The sequence below is a fragment of the Roseateles sp. P5_D6 genome, assembly GCF_054049415.1.
The window spans coordinates 200,481-220,525 of record NZ_JBFUMK010000006.1 but is presented as its reverse complement, the minus strand read 5'-3'; the positions used below and the strand labels follow the sequence as shown (position 1 = coordinate 220,525).

The following is a 20,045-nucleotide window of genomic DNA, read 5'->3' as shown; positions in this document are numbered from 1 at the left end:
GCATGTCTGATCCTCATTCGCATCCGAATCAATTTGCGCTGCTGGGCCAGCGCCGCTTCGCGCCCTTCTTCTGGACGCAGTTCCTCGGCGCCGCGAACGACAACGTCTTCAAGTTCGCGTTCACGCTGATGATCACCTACCAGCTGCAGCTGGACTGGCTGCCGTCCAAGATGGCCGGCCTGGTCATCGGGGCGCTGTTCATCCTGCCCTACGTGCTGTTCTCGGCCACCAGCGGCCAGCTGGCCGACAAGCACGACAAGGCCAGGCTGATGCAGCTCGTCAAGAGCCTGGAGATCGCCATCATGGTGATCGCGGCCTGGGGCTTCTACGCCGCCAATGTGCCGGCGCTGCTGGGCTGCGTCTTCCTGATGGGCCTGCACTCGACGCTGTTCGGCCCGGTCAAGTACGCCTACATGCCGCAGCAGCTCAACGAGCGCGAGCTGACCGGCGGCAATGGCATGGTGGAGATGGGCACCTTCGTCGCCATCCTGCTGGGTCAGCTGCTCGGCGGCATCCTGGTCGACACGCCGATCGTCGGCCCGCAGCACGTCGCCTGGGCATGCCTGGCGCTGGCCGTTGCCGGCCGCGTGACGGCGCAAGCCATTCCCACCAGCCCGTCGACCGACCCTAATCTGGTCATCAACTGGAACCCCTTCACCGAGACCTGGCGCAACCTCAAGCTCGCGCATGAAGGCCTGGCGGTGTTCCGCTCGCTGCTCGGCATCTCGTGGATGTGGTTCTTCGGCGCCGTGTTCCTGAGCAACTTTCCGGCCTTCGCCAAGGAGGTGCTGCACGGCAGCCCGCAGGTCGCCTCGCTGCTGCTGGCGGTGTTCTCCATCGGCATCGGCATCGGCTCGCTGATGTGCGAGATGCTGTCCAAGCGCCATGTCGAGATCGGCCTCGTACCACTGGGCGCCATCGGCATGAGCGTGTTCGCCATCGACCTCTATTTCGCCGCCTCGGGCCTGCCGGCGGCGGAGCCCTACAGCGTCAGCGCCTTCCTGGCCGTGACCGCGCACTGGCGCGTGCTGGCCGACCTGACGCTGCTGGCCCTGTTCGCCGGCCTGTACAGCGTGCCCATGTATGCGCTGATCCAGCTGCGCGCCCAGCCCAGCCACCGCGCCCGCATCATTGCGGCCAACAACATCCTGAACGCGGTCTTCATGATCGCCAGCTCCGTCATCGCCGGCGCCATGCTGGGCGCGGGGCTGACCATCCCGCAGATCTTCCTGGCCGTCGGCATCGCCAACGCGGTCGTCGCGTTCTACATCTTCCTCATCGTGCCGGAGTACCTGCTGCGCTTCGCCGCCTTCGTGCTGACGCGCATCGTCTATCGCTTTCGCGTCGTCAACGACGAGCGCATTCCCACCACCGGCCCGGCCGTGCTGGTGTGCAACCACGTCAGCTTCGTCGACGCCGTGCTGCTGATGGCTGCCAGCCCGCGCCCCATCCGCTTCCTGATGGACGCGCAGATCTTCCGCATCCCCGTGCTCGGCTGGATGTTCAAGCTCGCCAAGGCCATTCCGATCGCGCCGCAGAAGACCGACCCGGCCACCTATGAAGCCGCCTTCGCCGCCGCCCGGGCCGTGCTGGCCGACGGCGAGATGGTCTGCATCTTCCCCGAAGGCGGCATCACGCGCGACGGCGAGCTGCAGCCCTTCAAGGGCGGCGTCATGAAGCTCATCGAAGGCATGCCCGAAGTGCCCGTCATCCCGATGGCGCTGGGCAATCTGTGGGGCAGCTATTTCTCGCGCGTCGAGGGCGGCAAGGCGATGGTCAAGCCGATGCGGCGCGGGGTGTGGAGCCCGGTCAGCCTGACAGTGGACCGGCCGATGCCGATGGCCACCGTGTCGCCTGATGGCCTGCGCACGCGGGTGCAGACCTTGCTCGCAGGAGCTGCATCATGAGCGACGCCCAGACCTCCTTCGGCCGCTTCGTCCTCGTCTGCATCCTGGTCGTCGCGACGCTGGGCTTCGGCCTCGCCGGCCTGTGCGGCGGCGTGTTCACCGTGGGCGCTTTGCCCGATCTGTTCTCGAAAGGCCCGGAGAACTACTCCACCGCCATGCTGGTCATCTCCGTGCCCAGCCTGCTGATCGGCGGTGGCCTGGCCTGGCTGTGCGGGCGCAAGCTGGCCCGGATGTTCAGCAGCAGAGATTGATCGCCGACGCCACCACCGCCGCCTGGGTGCACAGCGCCTTCGCCTATGCCGGCATGGCCCTTGGCGCGGCAATGTGGCGCGGGACGCTGAAACGTCGGGACCGCGGCGGCGCATTGGCGCCTGGGAATTTCGGTGTCCTCGTCGGCCTGCTGATCGGCGCAGCCCTGGGCAACAAACTCGTCTTCCTCATCGAGCGGCCCGATGTGGCAGCAGCTCTCTGGCAGGGCGGCCAACTCATGCTGCCTGGCCAAAGCATCGTCGGCGGCCTGCTAGGCGGGCTCATCGGCGTCGAGCTCGCTAAGAAGCTGACCGGCCAAACCCGCAGCACCGGCGACGCCATGGTGCTGCCCATCGCCGTCGGCCTCGCCATTGGTCGCATCGGCTGCTTCCTCGCCGGCCTGCATGACGACACCTACGGGCTGCCGGCGGCCCTGCCCTGGGGCTTGGACTTCGGCGACGGCATACCGCGCCAACCCACCCAGCTCTACGAGATCGCCGTCGTGCTGGTCCTCGGCATCACGCTGAGCCGCGCGCGCTTCACCACACCCGGCCTGGCCTTCAAGCTCTTCCTGAGCGCCTACCTGCTGTGGCGCTTCGCAGTCGAATTCCTCAAGCCCGTGCCGGTCCCTTATCCGCTCGGCCTGTCCGGCATCCAATGGACCTGCCTCATCGCGCTCGCCGTCTACACCCCCATCGTGCTGCGCGCCTGGCGCCGGCCGCCCTTGCTCGCCACGCCATGACCCGCAAAGTCCGTCCCTACCTGTTCTACGACACGACGCAGTCCGTCTGCACGACCTGCCTGCGCCCTGTCGAAGCCAAGATCGTCATCAAGGACGATCACGTCTACATGGACAAGTGGTGCCCCGCGCACGGCACCGAGCGCGTGCTGGTCAGCGACGACGCGGCCTACTACCGGCAGTGCCGCGAGGTGTTCGTCAAGCCACCGGAGATGCCGCAGAGATTCGCGACGCCGATGAAGTACGGCTGCCCCTATGACTGCGGCCTGTGCCCCGACCACATGCAGCACAGCTGCCTGTCCCTCATCGAGATCAGCGACCACTGCAACCTGCGCTGCCCGACCTGCTATGCGGGCTCAGGCCCCGAGCGGCTCAGCCACCGCACGATGGAGGAAGTCATCGCGATGCTGGACGCCGTCGTGGCCAGCGAGGGCGAGGCCGACGTCGTGCAGATCTCGGGTGGCGAGCCGACGCTGCACCCGCAATTCTTCGACATCCTCGACGCTGCCAAGGCCCGGCCCATCAAGCACCTGATGGTCAACACCAATGGTCTGCGCATCGCCCAGGACGAAGCCTTTGCCGAGCGGCTGGCCGGCTATGCACCGGGGCTGGAGGTGTACCTGCAGTTCGACTCGCTGCGGCGCGAGGCGCTGATGGACCTGCGTGGCGCCGACCTGCGCGGGCCGCACGAAGCGGCGCTGGCAAGGCTGGACGCGCTGGGCATCTCGACCACGCTGGTCATGACCGTCAAGCGCGGTGTGAACGACGACGAGATCGGCGACGTCATCCGCCACGGCCATAGCTACGCCTGCGTGCGCGGCGTGACGCTGCAGCCCATCCAGAACGCCGGCCGCGTCGAGGCCTACGACGCCGCGAAGCACCGCCTCACCGTCAGCGAGCTGCGCCGCCGCATCGCCGAGCAGAGCGGTGTGTTCACACTGGCCGACGTGCTGCCGGTGCCCTGCAACCCCGACACGCTGGCGATGGCCTACGCGCTGCGCAGCCAGGACAAAGAGAAGGGCCTGGTGCCCCTGACCCGCTTCCTCGACGCCGCCACGCTGCTGTCCGGCGACCGCAGCACCATCGTCTTCGAGGGCGACCCGGCGCTGAAGGCCTCGGTCTTCAAGCTGTTCTCCACCAACCACTCGCCGGAGAGCCAGTCCAACTGCCTGTCCGAGCTGCTGTGCTGCCTGCCCAAGATCGACGCGCCCCAGCTCAGCTATCGCGACGTGTTCCGCGTGCTCATCGTTCAGTTCATGGACGCCCAGTCGCTGGACATCCGCGCGCTGAAGAAGAGCTGCATCCACATCGCCAGGCCGGACGGCCGCATGGTGCCCTTCGAGGCCTACAACCTGTTCTATCGCGACGAGCGCCAGGCCGAGCTGGCTCACATCCGCGCCGAGATCGATGCGCAGCGCGAGCAGCGCCTGCACTTCAAGCCGAAGGCGGTTCCACTCGTGCGCGCCTGAACAACCGCTTCACCCTCAGCTTGATCGCCCGCGCGGTACGCCAGGCCGAGCTGGCCCGCACCCAGGCCAGCAGCTCGGTCTTCCAGGCCGTCCAGCGAGCATAGAAGCGGGCGAACCAGGGCAGCTGCATCAGCGCCGGCTGGATGAGCTGGAACAACCATGCCAGCAGCGCCGTGCCCAGCAGTTTGGCCGCAACGACGATGCCCACGCCCAGCATGACGTGGCCCTCGGCCACCAGCCAGACGGCAGCCAGCTTGATCGGCAGGATCAGCAGGCTGGGCAGCACCAGCACGACGAAAGCCCAGCGCGGCGGCAGGCGCTGGAGCAGGGCCTCGAACTGGCGGATGAGCGGCAGCTTGGCCAGCAGCGCGAAGACGCGCCGCAACGGCTCCCAACCCCATTCCTCGAACAGGATGAGCAGGGCCAGGACGACGCGGACGAGCCAGCGCAGCGGAGCGAGCATCGACTTCAACATGGTCGGGGATCATGCCAGGGCGACGACGCAGTGCCAGAATCCCGGCGGCCCGATTCCAGGCCATGGACGACCCGGTTTTTCCAGCTGCGTGGCACCCCCACCGGGGATCTGTCCGCCGGGCAAGGGTGATGCAGGCGATCGCTAGCCGCTGATGACGCCGGCCGCGCGCAGATGCTCGAATGCCACGGCGGCGGCCTCGTCCGGCGACAGCGTGGCGGTCTGCAGGTGCAGCTCGGGCGACACCGGCGGCTCATAGGGCGAATCGATGCCGGTGAAATCCTTCAGCAGGCCGGCGCGGGCCTTTCGGTACAGCCCCTTGGGATCGCGCGACTCGGCAACGGCCAGCGACACGTCCACGTAGACCTCGAAGAACTCACCCGGTGCGAAGCGTTCGCGCACCGCCTGGCGGTCGCGCCGGAAGGGCGAGATCAAGGCCACGATGACGATCAGGCCCGCATCGGCCATCAGCCTTGCGACCTCGCCCACACGGCGCACGTTCTCGGCCCGGTCTTCGGCGCTGAAACCGAGGTCGCGGTTCAGGCCGGTGCGCAGAACGTCACCGTCGAGCAAGCAGGTGAGCAGACCATGGGCACGCAGGCGTTGATCAAGCCGACCGGCCAGCGTGGACTTGCCGGCGCCCGACAACCCTGTCAGCCAGACCACCGCGCCGCCAGGACGTTCCACTGCGGCGCTCATGTTCAGATGCCGCGCGCCCGATCGGCGTGGAACTGCACCCGCCAGGCCTCAAAGCGGCCCGCATCCAGCGCGTCGCGCATCTCCTGCATCAGGTTCAGGTAGTAGTGCAGGTTGTGCACGCTGGTCAGCATGGGGCCTAGCATCTCGCCGCAGCGGTCCAGGTGGTGCAGATAGGCGCGGCTGAAGCCCTTGCAGCATTCGCAGCTGCAGGTCTCGTCGACCGGCTTCTCGTCGGCCTTGTAGCGGGCATTGCGCAGGCGCAGGTCGCCAAAGCGCGTGAACAGATGGCCGTTGCGCGCATTGCGGGTGGGCATCACGCAGTCGAACATGTCGATGCCCTGGGACACGCCTTCGACCAGGTCCTCCGGCGTGCCCACGCCCATCAGGTAGCGCGGYTTGTTCGCCGGCAGCTTGTGGCCGGTGTGTTCCAGGATGCGCTGCATCTCGGCCTTGGGCTCGCCGACCGACAGGCCGCCGATGGCGTAGCCCGGCAGGTCCAGTTCGGCAAGGCCCGCCAGCGACGCGTCGCGCAGGTTGGTGAACATGCCGCCCTGCACGATGCCGAACAAGGCGTTCGGGTTCTCAAGGCGGTCGAACTCGGTGATGCAGCGCCTGGCCCAGCGCAGGCTCAGCTCCATGGACTGCTTGGCCTCGCGCTCGGTCGTCAACACGCCCTTGCTCTCATACGGCGTGCACTCGTCGAACTGCATGACGATGTCGGAATTGAGGATGGTCTGGATCTGCATGCTGACCTCGGGGGTCAGGAAGAGCTTGTCGCCATTGACGGGCGACGCGAACTTGACGCCTTCCTCGCTGATCTTGCGCATGGCGCCGAGCGACCACACCTGGAAGCCGCCGGAATCGGTCAGGATGGGCTTGTTCCAGCTCTCGAAGCGGTGCAGGCCGCCGAATTGCGTGACGACGTCCAGGCCCGGCCGCATCCAAAGGTGGAAGGTGTTGCCCAGGATGATCTGCGCACCCATCTCCTGCAGCGAGCGCGGCGTGACGCCCTTGACCGTGCCGTAGGTGCCCACGGGCATGAAGATGGGCGTCTGCACGACGCCATGGTTGAGCGTGAGCGTGCCGCGGCGGGCGCGGCCTTCGGTCTTGAGGAGGTCGAACTTCAGCATGGGGGCGCGATTGTCGCAGCCGGCCGGGGCTGGACGCGAAGCTGCCGAACCGCCACCATCGGCCCATGATGCGCGCATCGCTCCAGCCGCTGATTGCAGGCCTGCTACTCGCCCTGATAGGGGAGCAGGCGGCCGCCCAGGCCTGCGGCCCGTACACAGCGGCGCTCTACCCCTATGCCCGCTTCTATTACGAAGACCCGCATACCGGGCCCGCCGGCATCGACGAGGACATGTTCGACGAGCTGGCGCGCCGTTCGGGCTGCCAGTTGCGGCTGGTGGTCGAGTCGCGCGTGCGCATCTGGGACCAGATGCGGCGCGGTGGCGTGCAGCTGACGCTGTCGGCGCTGGTGAGCCCGGAGCGCCGCGAGATCGCCGAACTGGTGCCCTATGCCCAGGGCCGCTACCAGGTGCTGATGCGCCGCGAGCTGGCGGCGCGCACCCCGACCATCGCCGCCTTCGAGGCCAATACCGAGCTGCGGCTGCTGGACGTGCGCGGCTACGCCCACGGCCCGACCATCGACGCCTGGGTGCAGCGCATGCGCAGCCAGGGCCGCCTCGTTGAGGCCGGCGACTTCAAGACCGCCACTCGCATGTTCAAGGCCGGCCGCGCCGACGCCCTGCTGGCCCTGCCCAGCGGCTGGGGCATCGCCATGGCCGCCTTCGACGACCCAGACGAACTCGTCCCCGTGGACGTCACACCCACCGAGCGCAATGCCGTCGCGCTGGCCATGGTGCGCAGCATGCCGGAGGACGACCGCCAGCGGCTGCGCCGCGCGCTGCAGGCCATGCTGGCCGAGGGCAAGGTCCACGAGATCCTGCGTCGCCATCTCGGCGACAAGGGCGCCCGAGCTGCGGCCTATACGGGTGACTGAGCACGGGACAATCCCCGCCACATGTCCCTGACCCTCGCGGCACCTGCCGAACACGAACTCGTCATCAAGAAGAGCCGCTTCCTCGGCCGCGTCGAGCCGTGCGCCGATCGCGCGGCCGCCCTGGTCCGGGTCGCCGAGCTGCGCGCCGCCCACCCCGGCGCGGCCCATGTCTGCTGGGCCCTGCTCGCCGGCGGGCATTCGGCCGCCAACGACGACGGCGAACCCGGCGGCACCGCGGGCCGGCCCATGCTGGACGTGCTGCGCCATCAGGGCCTGGACGGCGTGCTGGCGACCGCCGTGCGCTACTGGGGCGGCGTCAAGCTCGGCGCCGGCGGGCTGGTGCGGGCTTACACCGACTGCATCGCCCAGGCCTTGCTGACTGCCGACAAGATCGAGCGCGTGGCCCAGGTGGAGCTGGGCTGCGAGCTGCCTTACGAACTGGAAGGCCGGCTGCGCCGGCTGGCCGAACAGCATGGTGCCCAGCTCGTCGACGTGAAGCACGAGACGCGCGTCAGCATGCGCTTCAGCTTGCCCGTGACGGCGCGGGCCGCCTTCACAGCCGCCGTCGACGAAGCGGCTCAGGGCCGTGTGGCCTGGATGCGAGAGAGCAGCATCGCATCGCCATAGCTGAAGAAGCGGTAGCGCTGCGCGATGGCGTGGCTGTACAGCGAACGGATGCGCTCGTAGCCCGCAAAGGCGCTGACCAGCATCATCAGCGTGCTCCTGGGCAGGTGGAAATTGGTGACGAGGCGGTCGACGACGCGGAACTGGAAGCCCGGCGTGATGAAGATGTCGGTCTCGCGGGCACCCGCTTCCAGCTGACCGCCGCGCGCGGCCGATTCCAGCGCGCGCAGCGTCGTCGTGCCGACGGCCACGACGCGGCCGCCGCGCGCATGGCAGGCGGCGACGGCGTCCACCGTCGCCTGCGGCACCTCGAACCATTCGCTGTGCATCTTGTGGTCGGCCAGCTGCTCGACGCGCACCGGCTGGAAGGTGCCGGCGCCCACATGCAGGGTCACATGGGCGCTCGCAACGCCACGCTCGGCCAGGCGGGCGAGCAGGGCTTCGTCGAAATGCAGGGCCGCCGTCGGCGCGGCGACGGCACCGGGCTCCTTGGCAAACACCGTCTGGTAACGGCGCACATCGTCTTCGCCGTCGGCATGGGCGATGTAGGGCGGCAGCGGCACATGGCCGTGCGCCTCCAGCAACGCGAAGGGGTCGCCGGCGAAGCGCAGATGGAAGAGGCCGTTGTCCGGCCCGCAGCGGCCCAGCACTTCGGCATCGAAGGCATCGGCAAACCGCACGCGGCTGCCCGGCTTGGGGCTCTTGCTGGCGCGCAGATGCATCCAGACTTCCTGGGTACCTGGCAAGACTCGTTCGATCAGGGCCTCCACCGAACCGCCCGTCGCCTTCACGCCGAAGAGACGCGCCTTGATGACCTGGGTGTTGTTGAAGACCAGCAGGTCGCCAGGATTCAGCAGGTCGGGCAGCTCACGGAAGACGCGATCCACGAGGTCGGCGCCACTCGCGTCCAGCAAACGCGAGCCACTGCGCTCGGAGGCCGGGTGCTGAGCGATCAGCTCGGGGGGGAGGTCGAAATCGAAGTCGGCGACCGTGTAGGCGGCGGCTGGGGAGGAGCTCATGAGGCGCGTTGGAGGGCCGGACAGACCCGTGCCAAAGGGAGGACGCATTGTCCCATCGGGCCGACCGCGTCTTATTCCACACCGTCGGCCGCTTGGTCATACGGACGTCAGCGTTGTCACCCTAGACTCGCGGCCCCGTGAAGCGCCGTACCTGTCTCGCCCTGCCCGCTGTCTTCGGCCTGCCCGCCGTGGCGGTCGCGGCGCCGGCCGAGCGCGCGCTGGTGGGCTTCACCGAAAACCTGGCGCCGCTGAATTACCAGGACGGCGCCGACGTTCGAGGCTTCAGCGTCGAGTTGCTGCGCAAGATGGCGGCCGCCGTCGGCCTGCCACTGGAACTGCAGGTGCTGCCTTGGCAGCGCGCCGTGCAGATGGCCGAGACCCAGCCCGCCAGCGTGCTGTTCTCGCTGACGCGCACGCCCGAGCGCGAGTCACAGTTCCAGTGGGTCGGGCCGATCGCGCCGCGGCGCGTGCTGATCTACCGGCTCACCAAGCGCGGCGACCTCAGCCTGCCCCAGCTCAGTGAACTGGGCGAGCGCCGCATCGGTGTCGTGCGCGACTCGGCGGCCGATCGCCTGCTACAGGCGGCCGGCCTCAGGCCGGGCATTGAGCTCGAGCACGGGCTGGACGACGCCACCAATGTGCGCAAGCTGTTGGCCAGCCGCATGGAGTTCGTCGTGCTGCTGGACTGGGCCGCCGCCTGGGCCATGCGCCAGCACAAGCTGGCCTACGCCACGCTGCAGCCGGTCATGGAGTTGGATGTCGCCCGCGCCTACTGGTACGGCCTGCGACCGGAGGCCGACCCGGCCTTGGTGAAACGCCTGCAAGCAGCGCTGGACGCGATGAAGCGCGACGGCCGCTATGAGCGGTTGAGGCAGCGCTACTTCCGCTGAAGCAGCGCTGCCGGCGGCGTCAGTTGCCGCCGTTGCCGGTGGCCAGCACGAGGCCATTGGCACCCGTGATCCAGGCCGTATTGGCATCAACCACCTGAATGGAGCTCAGCGCCAGGTTGGTGCCGCTGGGCTGTTGCCGCCAGGTCTTGCCGCCGTCCTGCGTGGCCAGGATCAGTCCGCCGTCTCCGACGATCCAGCCCACCTTGGCATTGGCAAACTTGATGTCGCGCAGCAGGCCATTGCTGCTGGGCAGCTTGACCAGGGTCCATTTGGCTCCCGCATCTTCGGACTTGAGCAGCGTGCCTTCGGAACCCACGGCCCATACCGTCTTAGCGTCAGTGAACGCCAGCGAATAGAGGGTGGAGGTGGTGCCGGTGTACGCAGCATTCCAGGTCGCGCCAGAGTCCGTGGAGACATAGACGCCCCCCATGTTGCCCACGGCCACCCAGGACTGCTCGCCAAGGCGCACAGACATCACGCCATTGGGCAGTGTCATTTCGGTCCAGGTCTTGCCGCCATCACGCGTGTAGGCGAACTGGGCCCCCGAATTGCGCTGCGACCAGCCCAGCGTCTCGGTCTGGAAGTAGGCACCGGTCAAGCTCACACCCGACGCCGTCGGCACATTCGTCCAGCTCTGGCCAAGGTCGGTCGACTTGTAGAGTCGACCATCGTTGCCAACCAACCAGCCCGTCTGCTTGTTGACGAACTGAACGGAGCGTGCCCCGTTGAAGCCGACGCTCTTGACTTCCCAGGTGATGCCGCCGTCCTTGGTGGCGTAGGACTTGTTGGTGGCGTCGGTCATGAAGCCGTTCTTGGCATCGCCGAACCCCACCACAGCCATCTGGCCGTAGTAGCCGCCGCTGTCGACAGCCGTGAAGACCTTGGTCCAGTTCTGGCCGTTGTCCTTGCTCAGGTACATCGCGCCCTGGCCGTCCGAGGCGAGCAGGCTGCTGGTGTCGACGCGCCGGAAGCTGTCACTCGAATAGGAAAAGGAGTTCACGCCACCCGGCATGCTGATCTTGGCCCAGGTCTGGCCCGCATCACGGCTCAACCACAGGGTCGAGTAGTTGCTGGCGATGATGTCGCTGCCGCCGATCGGAATGTAGGAGAAGGAGTAGTAATAGGGCTCGGCCGGAGGTCCGGCCAGCGTGGTCCAGGTCATGCCGCCGTCGGTGCTGCGGATCAGGCCGTTGTTGCCGCTCGCCACCAGCGTCTTGGCGTCGACCGAGACCTGATACAGGCGCTGGATGCCCACCGTCGTCCCGCCCGGCAGGTCCACCTTGGACCAGTTGGCGCCACCATCCACCGTCGTGTACACGGTCTCGGCATAGACGTACCGGTACGTCGTGTAGTCGTAGCTGGACGTCCGCGTGTAGGCCGCGAGATGTTGGTCATCCTGCGCCAGCATGGTGGCAGCCTCGAAGTAGTAAGACGTCGGCGGGAGCTTGAGATCGAGTGAGCTGGTGTAGGCCTGGCCACCGTCCGTGGACACGCGGACGCTGTTGTTCTGGATGAGCCAGAACTTGCCGCTTGACGTGATCTGGTAAGGCGTCGAAGTGATGGTCTTCCAGGTGAGACCTCCGTCCGTGCTGGTGAAGAACAGCCCCGTGCCGCCGTTGCTGATACCAGGCCGACCGATATAGACCGTCTTGGCGTCGACGGCGGTGATGACACCCAGGTCAGCGCTGCTCAGGTAGTACGAAGGGTCTCCAAACTTGGACACCGTCCAGGTGTTGCCGCCGTCGGTCGTGCGCAGCAGTGCGCCGAAGGCACCCGTGGCCCAACCCGTCTGGGCATCGAAGAACTTGATGCCGTAGATGGCCGCGTTGACGCCCGAATTCTGGCGAACCCAGGTGCCACCGCCATCGGTCGTCTTGAAGATTTCACCGCTCTCGCCACCACGCCAGCCGGTGGTGGCGTTCAGGAAATAGACGGTGTTGACGTGATTGCCCGTCGGTCGGGGGTTTTGCCAGCACCAGCCGGTGTTCGATGCGCCGGTGCACTCGAGTCCGCGCACGTTGGCGATGTTGGTGATCGCGACCTTGGTGCGCGTCTCGCGGCTGCTGCCGGCCTCGTTGGTGACCTTGAGCACCACATCGAACTCGCCACCGCTGGCAAAGCTGTGGCTGGGTGCGGCATCCGTGCTGGTGCTGCCGTCGCCGAAGTCCCACTGGAACTTGAGGCCGGTGAGCGTACCGGCCGAATTGCCGAACGCCACGGCAGTGGCCGAATCGGACGTGGCCGGGGCGGTGATGGCCAGGTTTTCCGGAATGACGGTGGGTGCCGGCGGCGGGGGAGGCGTGCTGTCGCCACCGCCACCACCGCAGGCCGTGAGCACGGCGGCAGCCAGCATTCCCATTCCCAAAGCGCGCACGCGCAGCGTCAACTTCTGCATTGCAGACCCTCCCTGGCCCCGATCCGGGCTGTTTTTGTCGGGCCGGATTGTGATGCAAAAGGAGGGCATGGCGTTGGCTTCGTCCGCTCGAATGAGGGGTTCGAGGCTCCCGACGCCGGGCGGTCGGCGCGCTGCTTTACGAACGCAAAATGCCGGCATGCCCGAGCCAGCCAAGTCCGCACCGCAGAAAGCGATGGAAAAGCTCGGCCTGCTGCGCGACATCGACCTGGCTCTTCACCTGCCGATGCGCTATGAGGACGAGACCCAGCTGATCCCCATTGCCGCGCTGCGCGAGAACGAGCCGGCGCAGGTGGAGGGCGTCGTCGTCGACTGCCAGGTGGAGCTGCGCAGCCGCCGCCAGCTGCTGGTGCGCGTGAAGGACGACTCCGGCACGCTGCTGCTGCGCTTCCTGCACTTCTACCCCTCGCAGCAAAAGCAGATGTCGGCGGCCACCCGGCTGCGCGTGCGCGGCGAGGCACGCGTCGGCTTCTTCGGCCGCGAAATGGTGCACCCCGTCGTCAAGGTCGTCGACGAGGACACGCCGCTGGCCCAATCATTGACCCCTGTCTATCCGGCTTCGGCGCAACTGCCGCAGGCCTATTTGCGCAAGGCCGTGGCCTCGGGCCTGGCGCGTGCGGACCTGCGCGAGCTGCTGCCGGCCGGCGTGGTGCCGCAGGGGCTGCCGGGCTTGAAGGACGCACTGCACTACCTGCACCACCCGCCACCCAGCGCCTCACTGGCTGCGCTGGAAGACCACAGCCACCCGGCCTGGCAGCGGCTCAAGTTCGAGGAGCTGCTGGCCCAGCAGTTGTCTCAGCTGCAGGCGCAGCGCGAGCGCGCGCTGCTCGCTGCGCCGGCCCTGCGCGCCCACCCTGGTGGCCTGCACGAGAAGCTGCTCGCGGCCCTGCCCTTCCAACTGACCGGCGCTCAGCAGCGCGTGTCCGAGGAGATTGCGCAGGACCTGGCCCGGCCACAGCCGACGCACCGGCTGCTACAAGGCGACGTCGGTTCAGGCAAGACCGTCGTCGCCGCCTTGGCCGCGGCCGTGGCCATCGACGCGGGCTGGCAGTGCGCGCTGATGGCACCCACCGAGATCCTGGCCGAGCAGCATTTCCGCAAGCTGGTGCAGTGGCTGGAGCCGCTGGGCCTGAAGGTCGCGTGGATCACCGGCAGCGTGAAGGGCAAGGCGCGGCAGAAGATGCTCGATGCCGCCGGCTCGGGCGAGGCCCAGCTCGTCATCGGCACGCATGCCGTCATCGAGGACAAGGTGAAGTTCGCCCGGCTGGGCCTGGCCATCATTGACGAGCAGCATCGCTTTGGCGTGGCGCAGCGGCTGGCCTTGCGCAACAAGCTCAAGGCGATGGACCTGGAGCCCCACCTGCTCATGATGAGCGCGACACCGATCCCCCGCACTCTGGCGATGACCTATTTCGCCGACCTCGATGTTTCCACCATCGACGAGCTGCCGCCCGGCCGCAGCCCCATCGTGACCAAGTTGTTCACCGAGTCCAAGCGCCACGACGTGGTCGACAAGATCCGCATGGCGGTGGCGGACGGGGCCCAGGTCTATTGGGTCTGTCCGCTGGTGGAGGAGAGCGAGGCGGTGGACCTGCGCAATGCCACCGAGACCCACGCCGAGCTGAGCGGGGAGCTGCCGGGCTGCAGCGTGGGCCTGCTGCACGGCCGCATGGCCGCGGGCGAGAAGGCGGCCGTCATGGCGCAGTTCTCCGAAGGTGCGATGCGCGTGCTGGTGGCCACCACCGTCATCGAGGTCGGTGTGGACGTGCCCAATGCCAGCCTGATGGTCATCGAGCACGCCGAGCGCTTCGGCCTGGCGCAGCTGCACCAGCTGCGCGGCCGCGTGGGGCGCGGCGCCAAGGCGAGCGTGTGCGTGCTGATCTACAGCCCGCCGCTGTCCGACACGGGCAAGTCACGGCTCAAGGCCATGGCGGAGACGACCGACGGCTTCGAGATCGCGCGGCGCGACCTGGACATCCGCGGCCCGGGCGAGTTCATGGGCTCGCGCCAGAGCGGCGCTGAGCTGTTGCGCTTTGCCGATCTGCAGGAGGACGCACCCCTGCTGGTTGCGGCGCGCGCGTTGGCGCCCAGGCTGCTGGATGAGCATCCCGAGGCGGCGCGACGTCAGGTCGCGCGCTGGCTCGGAACAAAGGCGGAGTTTCTGAAGGCCTGAGAAGGTGGGAGGCCTTACTTACAGACGAAGCTCTTCGCGTTGACTTCCTTCACGTTGCCGGCGCCACAGGCAGCCACGGCGCGTTCGGTGTTCTTGGCCATGGCGTCGGCATCAAACGCATTGGATGAGCCGGCCGGCGGTGCGAAGACGCAGGCACTGAGCAGGGCGGCGCAAGCCAGGGCGAGGAGAGAGCTTGTGAGACGGTTCATTCGAGTTGTGGGGTCAGGTGTTGAGGAAGGCGGATCGTCGCCAATGTCCGCCGCAGGTGACCGCGGCATGCGACGAACTGCGCAACGCCTGGGACAGGCCGTGCGCTGACAGCCGCTACAGCTCCAGCCTCTCGCGCAGCAGCCTGGCCTGCCGCCTCGACACCTCAACCTGATGCCCATCGCGCAGCGTGACGCGATAGCCGTCGTTGCTCCAGGGCTGGATGCCCTGGATCCAGCGCAGGTTGATCAGATGGCTGCGGCTGGCGCGGAAGAAGAGCTGGGGGTCAAGCTTCTCTTCCAGGCTGGTGAGAGTGCGGTTGATCAGAGGGCGCTGACCGTCGAACCAGGCCTGGGCATAGTCGCCGCAGGCCTCGAAGCCGGCCACTTCGCCCAAGCGCACGAACCAGCAGCGCTCGCCATCGCGCAGGAAGACCATGTCGTCGACGCCCTTGAGCGTTGTCGCCGGTGCTGCGACGGGCGCGGGACGCAGGCGATCGCGGGCCTTGGCAAGCGCCGCTTCCAGACGGTCAGCGGCGATGGGCTTGAGCAAATAGTCCAGTGCATTGCGCTCGAAGGCGGCCAGCGCATGCTGGTCATAGGCCGTCGTGAAGACGACGAGCGGCATGTGTTCGAGTTGGTCGAGCAGGTCGAAGCCGGTGGCGCCGGGCAGTTCCACGTCGAGCAGCAGCAGCTCCGGTTGCAGCGTGTCGATGGCCTCGCGCGCCGGCGCCAGCTCGGCGGCCTCGCCGACGATGTCGGCATCGGGGATGGCCGCCAGCAGCGTGCGCAGCTCCTGGCGGGCCAGGCGCGAGTCCTCGACGATGTAGATCCTCATGCGTTCAGTTCCACGGTGACATTGACGCGGCCGTCGGCCGCCGCGATGCGGCAGCCCGCGCCGTCGCCGCCAGCGCGCGCGAGGCGCTCGCGCAGGTTGGCCAGGCCCAGGCCGGTGCTGTCCGTCGACCCCGGCTTCCATTGGCCTGGGTTGTCGACGGCAATGCTCAGCTTGCCGCCGTCGCGCCCGATACGGATGTCCACGACACCACCACCGGCCGTGCGCGCGATGCCATGCTTGATCGCGTTCTCCACCAGCAGCTGCAGCAGCATGGGCGGCACGCTGGCGCCCGCCGTGGCCGGGTCGACCTGCCAGTCCACGCGCAGCCTCTCCTCATGGTGCAGCTGCTCCAGCGCGATGTAGTCACGCACGACGGCCAGCTCGTCGGCCAGCGGCACGCGTTCCTTGGCGCTGTGCTGCAGCGTGTGGCGCAGCGTGTTGGACAGGCGGCTCAGCATCTCGCGGGCGCGGGCCGGGTCCTCGTTGATGAGGGCACGCAGGTTGTTCAGCGCGTTGAACAGAAAGTGGGGGTTGATCTGGGCGCGCAGCACCTGCAGCTCCAACTCGCGCGCGGCGGCCTCGGCCTGCCATTTGGCGACCTCGCCGACACGCCAGCGGTGCAGCATCTGCAGGCCCATCCAGACGGCCATCCACAGCCACAGCATGATGGTGGTGTTGACCGTGTAGCTCAGCAGCACCAGCCAGCCTTGCGGCACATTGGGTGGGAAGTGCAGCAGGCCGAGCGAGATCCCGGCCCAGTTGATGGCGAAGAGCACGACCTGCACTGCCAGGGCGAACAGCGGCGGCAACAGGGCCAGGCGCAGCAGCAGGGCGGGTGGCGAACGGTCCAGCCAGGCGCGGCGCAGGGCCAGGGCGCGCAAGCCCTCGCTGGCCGCCCACAAGCCGCCACCGACGCAGCCCATCACAAAGACGAAGGAGGCGTTGAGCGGCTGGAAGCTCGACACCATCGCGAGCGAGATGGCCACATAGCCGCCCCACAGCAGCGCCTGCACCGCCATCCGCTTGCGCGTGTCCATGCCCCTCAGCCCTCTCGATTTACTTGCCGGCGGCCAGGAAGCTCTTGACCTCGCCAACCAGCCAGTCGGCATCGTCCCACATGAGGAAGTGATAGCCGCGCTGGCTCATGGACACCTTGGCGCCGTTCAGGCCGGCGTACTGCGCCTCGAAGATCTTCTTCGTGCTCTCCAGCGTCGAGCCCATGGGCTCGTAGGCCGCCCAGGCGCCGAGCACCAGCGTCGGTGCAGTGATCCTGGGCAGCAGCGGACGCAAGTCCTCGCCCCACAGTTCGGACATGGCCTGAGCCGTTGTCGCACGGTCGCTGGCCAGGCCCCAACCGACGATGCGCTCGGCGTTGGCCGGGTTGCGGCTCATGCCACCCGCGCCCTGGCGGGTGCCGGCCTCCCATTGCTCCTTGGTGCCGGCCAGCATCTGCTGGCGCATGCCAGCCGCCACGCCGCGCGCAGCTTCGGGCGTCATGCCGCGCAGGCCAGCCAGGAAGGGCAGGGAGTCGACGATGACGAGGCGCTCGATGCGGCCGGGCTTCTCCGCCGCCATCTGCAGGGCCAGCACGCCGCCCAGGCTGTGGCCCATCACGACAGGTCGGTCGAGCTTGCGGTCGTCCAGGTAGGCCAACAGGCGGTCGCGCATGCCGGCCAGGAAGTTGTCCGTCACCACCGCAGGCGCGCCGGCAAAGCCGGGCAGCTGCACGATGTGGCATTGCACGCCGGGCTGCAGGGCAGCGCAGGTCTCCGTCCAGGTGCTGGCCGCGCTGTTCAGGCCAGGGATCATGACGACCGGCCGGCCCTGGCCGACCAGGTCCACGCGCAAGTCACGGAACTCGGTCGTCGCGGCCTGGGTGTTGCTCACCCAAAGGGCGGTGGCGATGCCCACGGCGGCGCCGAACAGGCCGATCCACGAGGTCTTGCGGGTCATGGCGTCTTCTCCATCAAAGTTGTGATGGAGGCATGTTGGCCATGTCCAGGCCGGGCTGCCCGGGCCCGATGACGAACGGCAAGCCGCGCTGACGAATGGCGAGCCGCCAGGACGGACGGGCCTACTTCAGACCTTACTTCAACCTTTGGGCCCAGTAGACCAGCACCTCGGTGCGCGGCTCGATGTCGGTCGAGCTGTAGGTGTAGGTCGGCACGACGTTGATCGCGTCCAGCGTGTTGAGGCCGGAGATGATGCGACCGAAGACGGCATAGCCCGGGTTGGCAGCGCTCTGGTAATCCAGGCTGGTGTTGTCCTTCACGTTGAAGAAGAACTGGCTGGTCGCCGAGTCCGCATCGCTGCGGCGGGCCATGGCAATGGTGCCGCGCAGGTTGGACAGGTCGTTGTTGCTTTCCAGCTTGATCGGCGCATACAGCGGCGTCTTGGTGACCATGCCGCTTGTGTAGCCACCGCCTTGGACGACGAAGTCGCGGTCGACGCGGTGGATCAGCGTGCTCGTGTAGAAGCCCGCCGAGACGTATTTGTAGAAGTTGGCCACCGTCAGCGGCGCGTAGGTGTCGTAGAGCTCAACGACGATCTCGCCGCTGCTCGTCAGCATGCAGACCGTGCCCCATTGGCTCGCGGCGGACGCGGCCAGGCCTGCGGGGCTGCATGACTGCGTGGGCGGATTCGGGTTGGGATTGGGGCGCGGGTATTGGGTGCCGCCCCCTCCGCCTCCGCCTCCGCCGCCCACTTCGATCTCGACACCGCCGCCGCAGGCGCTGAACAGGGTGGCCGAGCCGGTGACCAGCAACAAGGTGGCGAGACGTTTGAACATGGCAGGACACCCGCGAGGTGAAGGGGCCTGCCTAACGAAGCGGCCCGCCGTCTGGACGACAGCGGACGCAGCTTGTTACGGAATCACCTTGGCATCGGTGATGGTGATGTCGACGAGCGGCACGTCCGAGGCATTGGTGTTGACCGCACGGATCTTGTCCACGATGTCCATGCCCGCCGTCACCTGGCCGAACACGGCATAGCCAGGGTTGGCGGCACTGGCGTAGTTCAGGCTCGTGTTGTCCACGGTGTTGATGTAGAACTGGCTGGTGGCGCTGTCGGGCACCGAGGTGCGGGCCATGGCGAGCGTGCCGCGCAGGTTGGACAGGCCGTTCTGGCTTTCCAGCTTGATGGCCGCGTAGGTCGGCGTCTTGTCCCGCAGGCCGTCCGGCCCGCGCGTGACACCGCCGCCCTGGATGACGAAATCCCTGATGACGCGGTGGAAGACCGTGCCCTTGTAGAAGCCGTCGTTCACATACTTCAGGAAGTTGTCCACGCTGATTGGCGCGTGGTTGTGGTCCAGGCCCAGCTCGATGTCGCCCATGGAGGTCGTGATCTTGACCTTGTGCGTGACGGTCAGGGTGACCGGCGTCGAGGGCGGCGGCGGGGTGACAGGGTCACCGCTGCTGCCGCCACCGCCACCGCAGGCGGCCATGGTCAGCACAAGGGAAGCGGCGGCCAGGGCCAGCAGCGGGCGGCGGCGCAGTCGAATCTTTGTCATTTCAAGTTTCAAGGTTATCGATCAAACGGGTGCTGCCTAGTTTCGCAGCTCCTAACGCGACCAGCGGCTGACCTTCCACCGCTGCCCCAAGATCGTGCTGCCGGCGCAGCGTCAGATAGTCTGGCGCCCAGCCCGCATCGCGCAGCGACTGCAGCGCCTGGGCTTCCATCCCGTCCAAGTCGCGCTCTCCGGCGTGCCAGCGGGCGATCAGCTCTTTCAGCGTTCGGGACAGCCGCAGCGCCTCGGTCTTCTCGGCCTCGCTCAGGTAGCCGTTGCGCGAAGACAGCGCCAGGCCTTGCTCGCTGCGGCGCGTCTCGCCACCGTGGATCTCGATGGGCAGGGCCATCTGCGCCGTCATGCGGCGCAGCACCATCAGCTGCTGGTAGTCCTTCTTGCCGAACACCGCCAGCGTCGGCTGCACGATGTTGAAGAGCTTGTGCACGACGGTGCAAACCCCCGTGAAGAAGCCGGGGCGGAAATGGCCTTCGAGGATGTCGGCCAGCTCGGTCGGCGGGCTCACCTTGTAGCCCTGCGGCTCGGGGTAGAGCTCCTTCTCCGACGGCGCGAAAACGATGTCGCAGCCCGCGCCTTCGAGCAGCGCGCAGTCGCGCTCCAGCGTGCGCGGGTAAGTGTCGAAATCCTCGTGTGGCGCGAACTGCAGCCGGTTGACGAAGATGCTGGCGACGACGGCGCCCGCCGGGCCGACCAGCTCGCGCGCCTGTCTGACGAGCTGCAAGTGGCCGTCGTGCAGGTTGCCCATCGTCGGCACGAAGCCCCGCTGGCGGTGGATGGCGAGGGCATCGCGAAGCTCAGCGATGGTGCGGATGACTTGCATCG

At 67.6% G+C, this 20,045-nt stretch carries 20 protein-coding genes; 8 read left to right on the top strand and 12 right to left on the bottom strand.

The annotated features are described in order from the left end of the window. Positions 1–2: 2 nt before the first annotated feature. Genes ACXJKM_RS10490 through ACXJKM_RS10475 form a run of 4 tightly spaced genes read left to right on the top strand, consistent with a single transcriptional unit; the run spans position 3 to position 4,364 of the window. Positions 3–1,907 (top strand): MFS transporter, encoded by a 1,905-nt coding sequence (locus tag ACXJKM_RS10490; RefSeq protein WP_457352181.1) that lies wholly within the window; start codon positions 3–5, stop codon positions 1,905–1,907. After that, complete coding sequence (locus ACXJKM_RS10485; RefSeq protein WP_056200783.1) at positions 1,904–2,158, top strand: hypothetical protein; 255 nt, start codon at positions 1,904–1,906, stop codon at positions 2,156–2,158. Before ACXJKM_RS10490 ends, ACXJKM_RS10485 begins: the two co-directional genes overlap by 4 nt. Continuing rightward, positions 2,155–2,898 (top strand): prolipoprotein diacylglyceryl transferase, encoded by a 744-nt coding sequence (locus tag ACXJKM_RS10480; protein ID WP_457352180.1) that lies wholly within the window; start codon positions 2,155–2,157, stop codon positions 2,896–2,898. The genes ACXJKM_RS10485 and ACXJKM_RS10480 overlap by 4 nt, the downstream gene beginning before the upstream one ends. After that, the gene (locus tag ACXJKM_RS10475) at positions 2,895–4,364 is read left to right on the top strand and encodes a radical SAM protein (RefSeq protein WP_457352178.1); all 1,470 of its coding nucleotides are present in this window, start codon (positions 2,895–2,897) and stop codon (positions 4,362–4,364) included. The genes ACXJKM_RS10480 and ACXJKM_RS10475 overlap by 4 nt, the downstream gene beginning before the upstream one ends. Here ACXJKM_RS10475 and ACXJKM_RS10470 read toward each other — a convergent pair. From ACXJKM_RS10470 to tgt, 3 genes are all read right to left on the bottom strand, one after another. Next, entirely contained in the window at positions 4,330–4,839 is a 510-nt protein-coding gene (locus ACXJKM_RS10470) for a hypothetical protein (protein WP_457352176.1), read from the bottom strand. The two genes, ACXJKM_RS10475 and ACXJKM_RS10470, sit on opposite strands and share 35 nt — an antisense overlap. Before the next feature lie 141 nt (positions 4,840–4,980). Next, the gene (gene cysC / locus ACXJKM_RS10465) at positions 4,981–5,535 is read right to left on the bottom strand and encodes an adenylyl-sulfate kinase (RefSeq protein WP_056200800.1); all 555 of its coding nucleotides are present in this window, start codon (positions 5,533–5,535) and stop codon (positions 4,981–4,983) included. A 2-nt stretch (positions 5,536–5,537) separates the two neighbouring features. After that, positions 5,538–6,665 (bottom strand): tRNA guanosine(34) transglycosylase Tgt, encoded by a 1,128-nt coding sequence (gene tgt / locus ACXJKM_RS10460; protein ID WP_457352174.1) that lies wholly within the window; start codon positions 6,663–6,665, stop codon positions 5,538–5,540. 68 nt (positions 6,666–6,733) lie between these two features. On the opposite strand from tgt, the gene ACXJKM_RS10455 reads away from it, so the two are divergent. Next, positions 6,734–7,537 (top strand): substrate-binding periplasmic protein, encoded by an 804-nt coding sequence (locus tag ACXJKM_RS10455; RefSeq protein ID WP_457352172.1) that lies wholly within the window; start codon positions 6,734–6,736, stop codon positions 7,535–7,537. Positions 7,538–7,558: 21 nt separating this feature from the next. Continuing rightward, a complete protein-coding gene (locus tag ACXJKM_RS10450; protein ID WP_457352170.1) occupies positions 7,559–8,164 on the top strand; it encodes an IMPACT family protein in 606 nt (201 codons plus the stop codon). Here ACXJKM_RS10450 and queA read toward each other — a convergent pair. Next, the gene (queA, locus tag ACXJKM_RS10445; protein ID WP_457352168.1) at positions 8,116–9,180 is read right to left on the bottom strand and encodes a tRNA preQ1(34) S-adenosylmethionine ribosyltransferase-isomerase QueA; all 1,065 of its coding nucleotides are present in this window, start codon (positions 9,178–9,180) and stop codon (positions 8,116–8,118) included. The two genes, ACXJKM_RS10450 and queA, sit on opposite strands and share 49 nt — an antisense overlap. 137 nt (positions 9,181–9,317) lie before the next feature. On the opposite strand from queA, the gene ACXJKM_RS10440 reads away from it, so the two are divergent. Beyond that, positions 9,318–10,070 carry a substrate-binding periplasmic protein gene (locus ACXJKM_RS10440; RefSeq protein ID WP_457352166.1) on the top strand — a complete coding sequence of 251 codons (753 nt, stop codon included), beginning with the start codon at positions 9,318–9,320 and terminating at the stop codon, positions 10,068–10,070. A 19-nt stretch (positions 10,071–10,089) separates the two neighbouring features. Here ACXJKM_RS10440 and ACXJKM_RS10435 read toward each other — a convergent pair whose 3' ends face one another. Further along, entirely contained in the window at positions 10,090–12,465 is a 2,376-nt protein-coding gene (locus ACXJKM_RS10435) for a YCF48-related protein (RefSeq protein WP_457352164.1), read from the bottom strand. Positions 12,466–12,622: 157 nt separating this feature from the next. Between ACXJKM_RS10435 and recG the strand changes: the two genes are divergently transcribed. After that, positions 12,623–14,656 (top strand): ATP-dependent DNA helicase RecG, encoded by a 2,034-nt coding sequence (recG, locus tag ACXJKM_RS10430; RefSeq protein WP_056200820.1) that lies wholly within the window; start codon positions 12,623–12,625, stop codon positions 14,654–14,656. 14 nt (positions 14,657–14,670) lie between these two features. On the opposite strand, the gene ACXJKM_RS10425 is transcribed toward recG, so the two are convergent. The 7 genes from ACXJKM_RS10425 to panC form a co-directional block, all read right to left on the bottom strand. Further along, positions 14,671–14,865, bottom strand: coding sequence for a hypothetical protein (locus ACXJKM_RS10425; RefSeq protein WP_056200823.1), 195 nt, complete (start codon positions 14,863–14,865; stop codon positions 14,671–14,673). A 115-nt stretch (positions 14,866–14,980) separates the two neighbouring features. Continuing rightward, positions 14,981–15,700 (bottom strand): LytR/AlgR family response regulator transcription factor, encoded by a 720-nt coding sequence (locus ACXJKM_RS10420; RefSeq protein ID WP_457352162.1) that lies wholly within the window; start codon positions 15,698–15,700, stop codon positions 14,981–14,983. Next, positions 15,697–16,737 (bottom strand): sensor histidine kinase, encoded by a 1,041-nt coding sequence (locus ACXJKM_RS10415; protein ID WP_457352160.1) that lies wholly within the window; start codon positions 16,735–16,737, stop codon positions 15,697–15,699. Before ACXJKM_RS10415 ends, ACXJKM_RS10420 begins: the two co-directional genes overlap by 4 nt. A 19-nt stretch (positions 16,738–16,756) precedes the next feature. Beyond that, entirely contained in the window at positions 16,757–17,653 is an 897-nt protein-coding gene (locus ACXJKM_RS10410; RefSeq protein WP_457352158.1) for an alpha/beta fold hydrolase, read from the bottom strand. Between the two features lie 133 nt (positions 17,654–17,786). Then, positions 17,787–18,488, bottom strand: a complete 702-nt coding sequence (locus ACXJKM_RS10405) for a peptidylprolyl isomerase (protein WP_056200835.1) — start codon at positions 18,486–18,488, stop codon at positions 17,787–17,789. A 75-nt stretch (positions 18,489–18,563) separates the two neighbouring features. Continuing rightward, positions 18,564–19,208, bottom strand: coding sequence for a peptidylprolyl isomerase (locus ACXJKM_RS10400; protein WP_457352156.1), 645 nt, complete (start codon positions 19,206–19,208; stop codon positions 18,564–18,566). A 1-nt stretch (position 19,209) separates the two neighbouring features. Beyond that, complete coding sequence (panC, locus tag ACXJKM_RS10395; protein WP_457352154.1) at positions 19,210–20,043, bottom strand: pantoate--beta-alanine ligase; 834 nt, start codon at positions 20,041–20,043, stop codon at positions 19,210–19,212. Between the last annotated feature and the right edge of the window lie 2 nt (positions 20,044–20,045).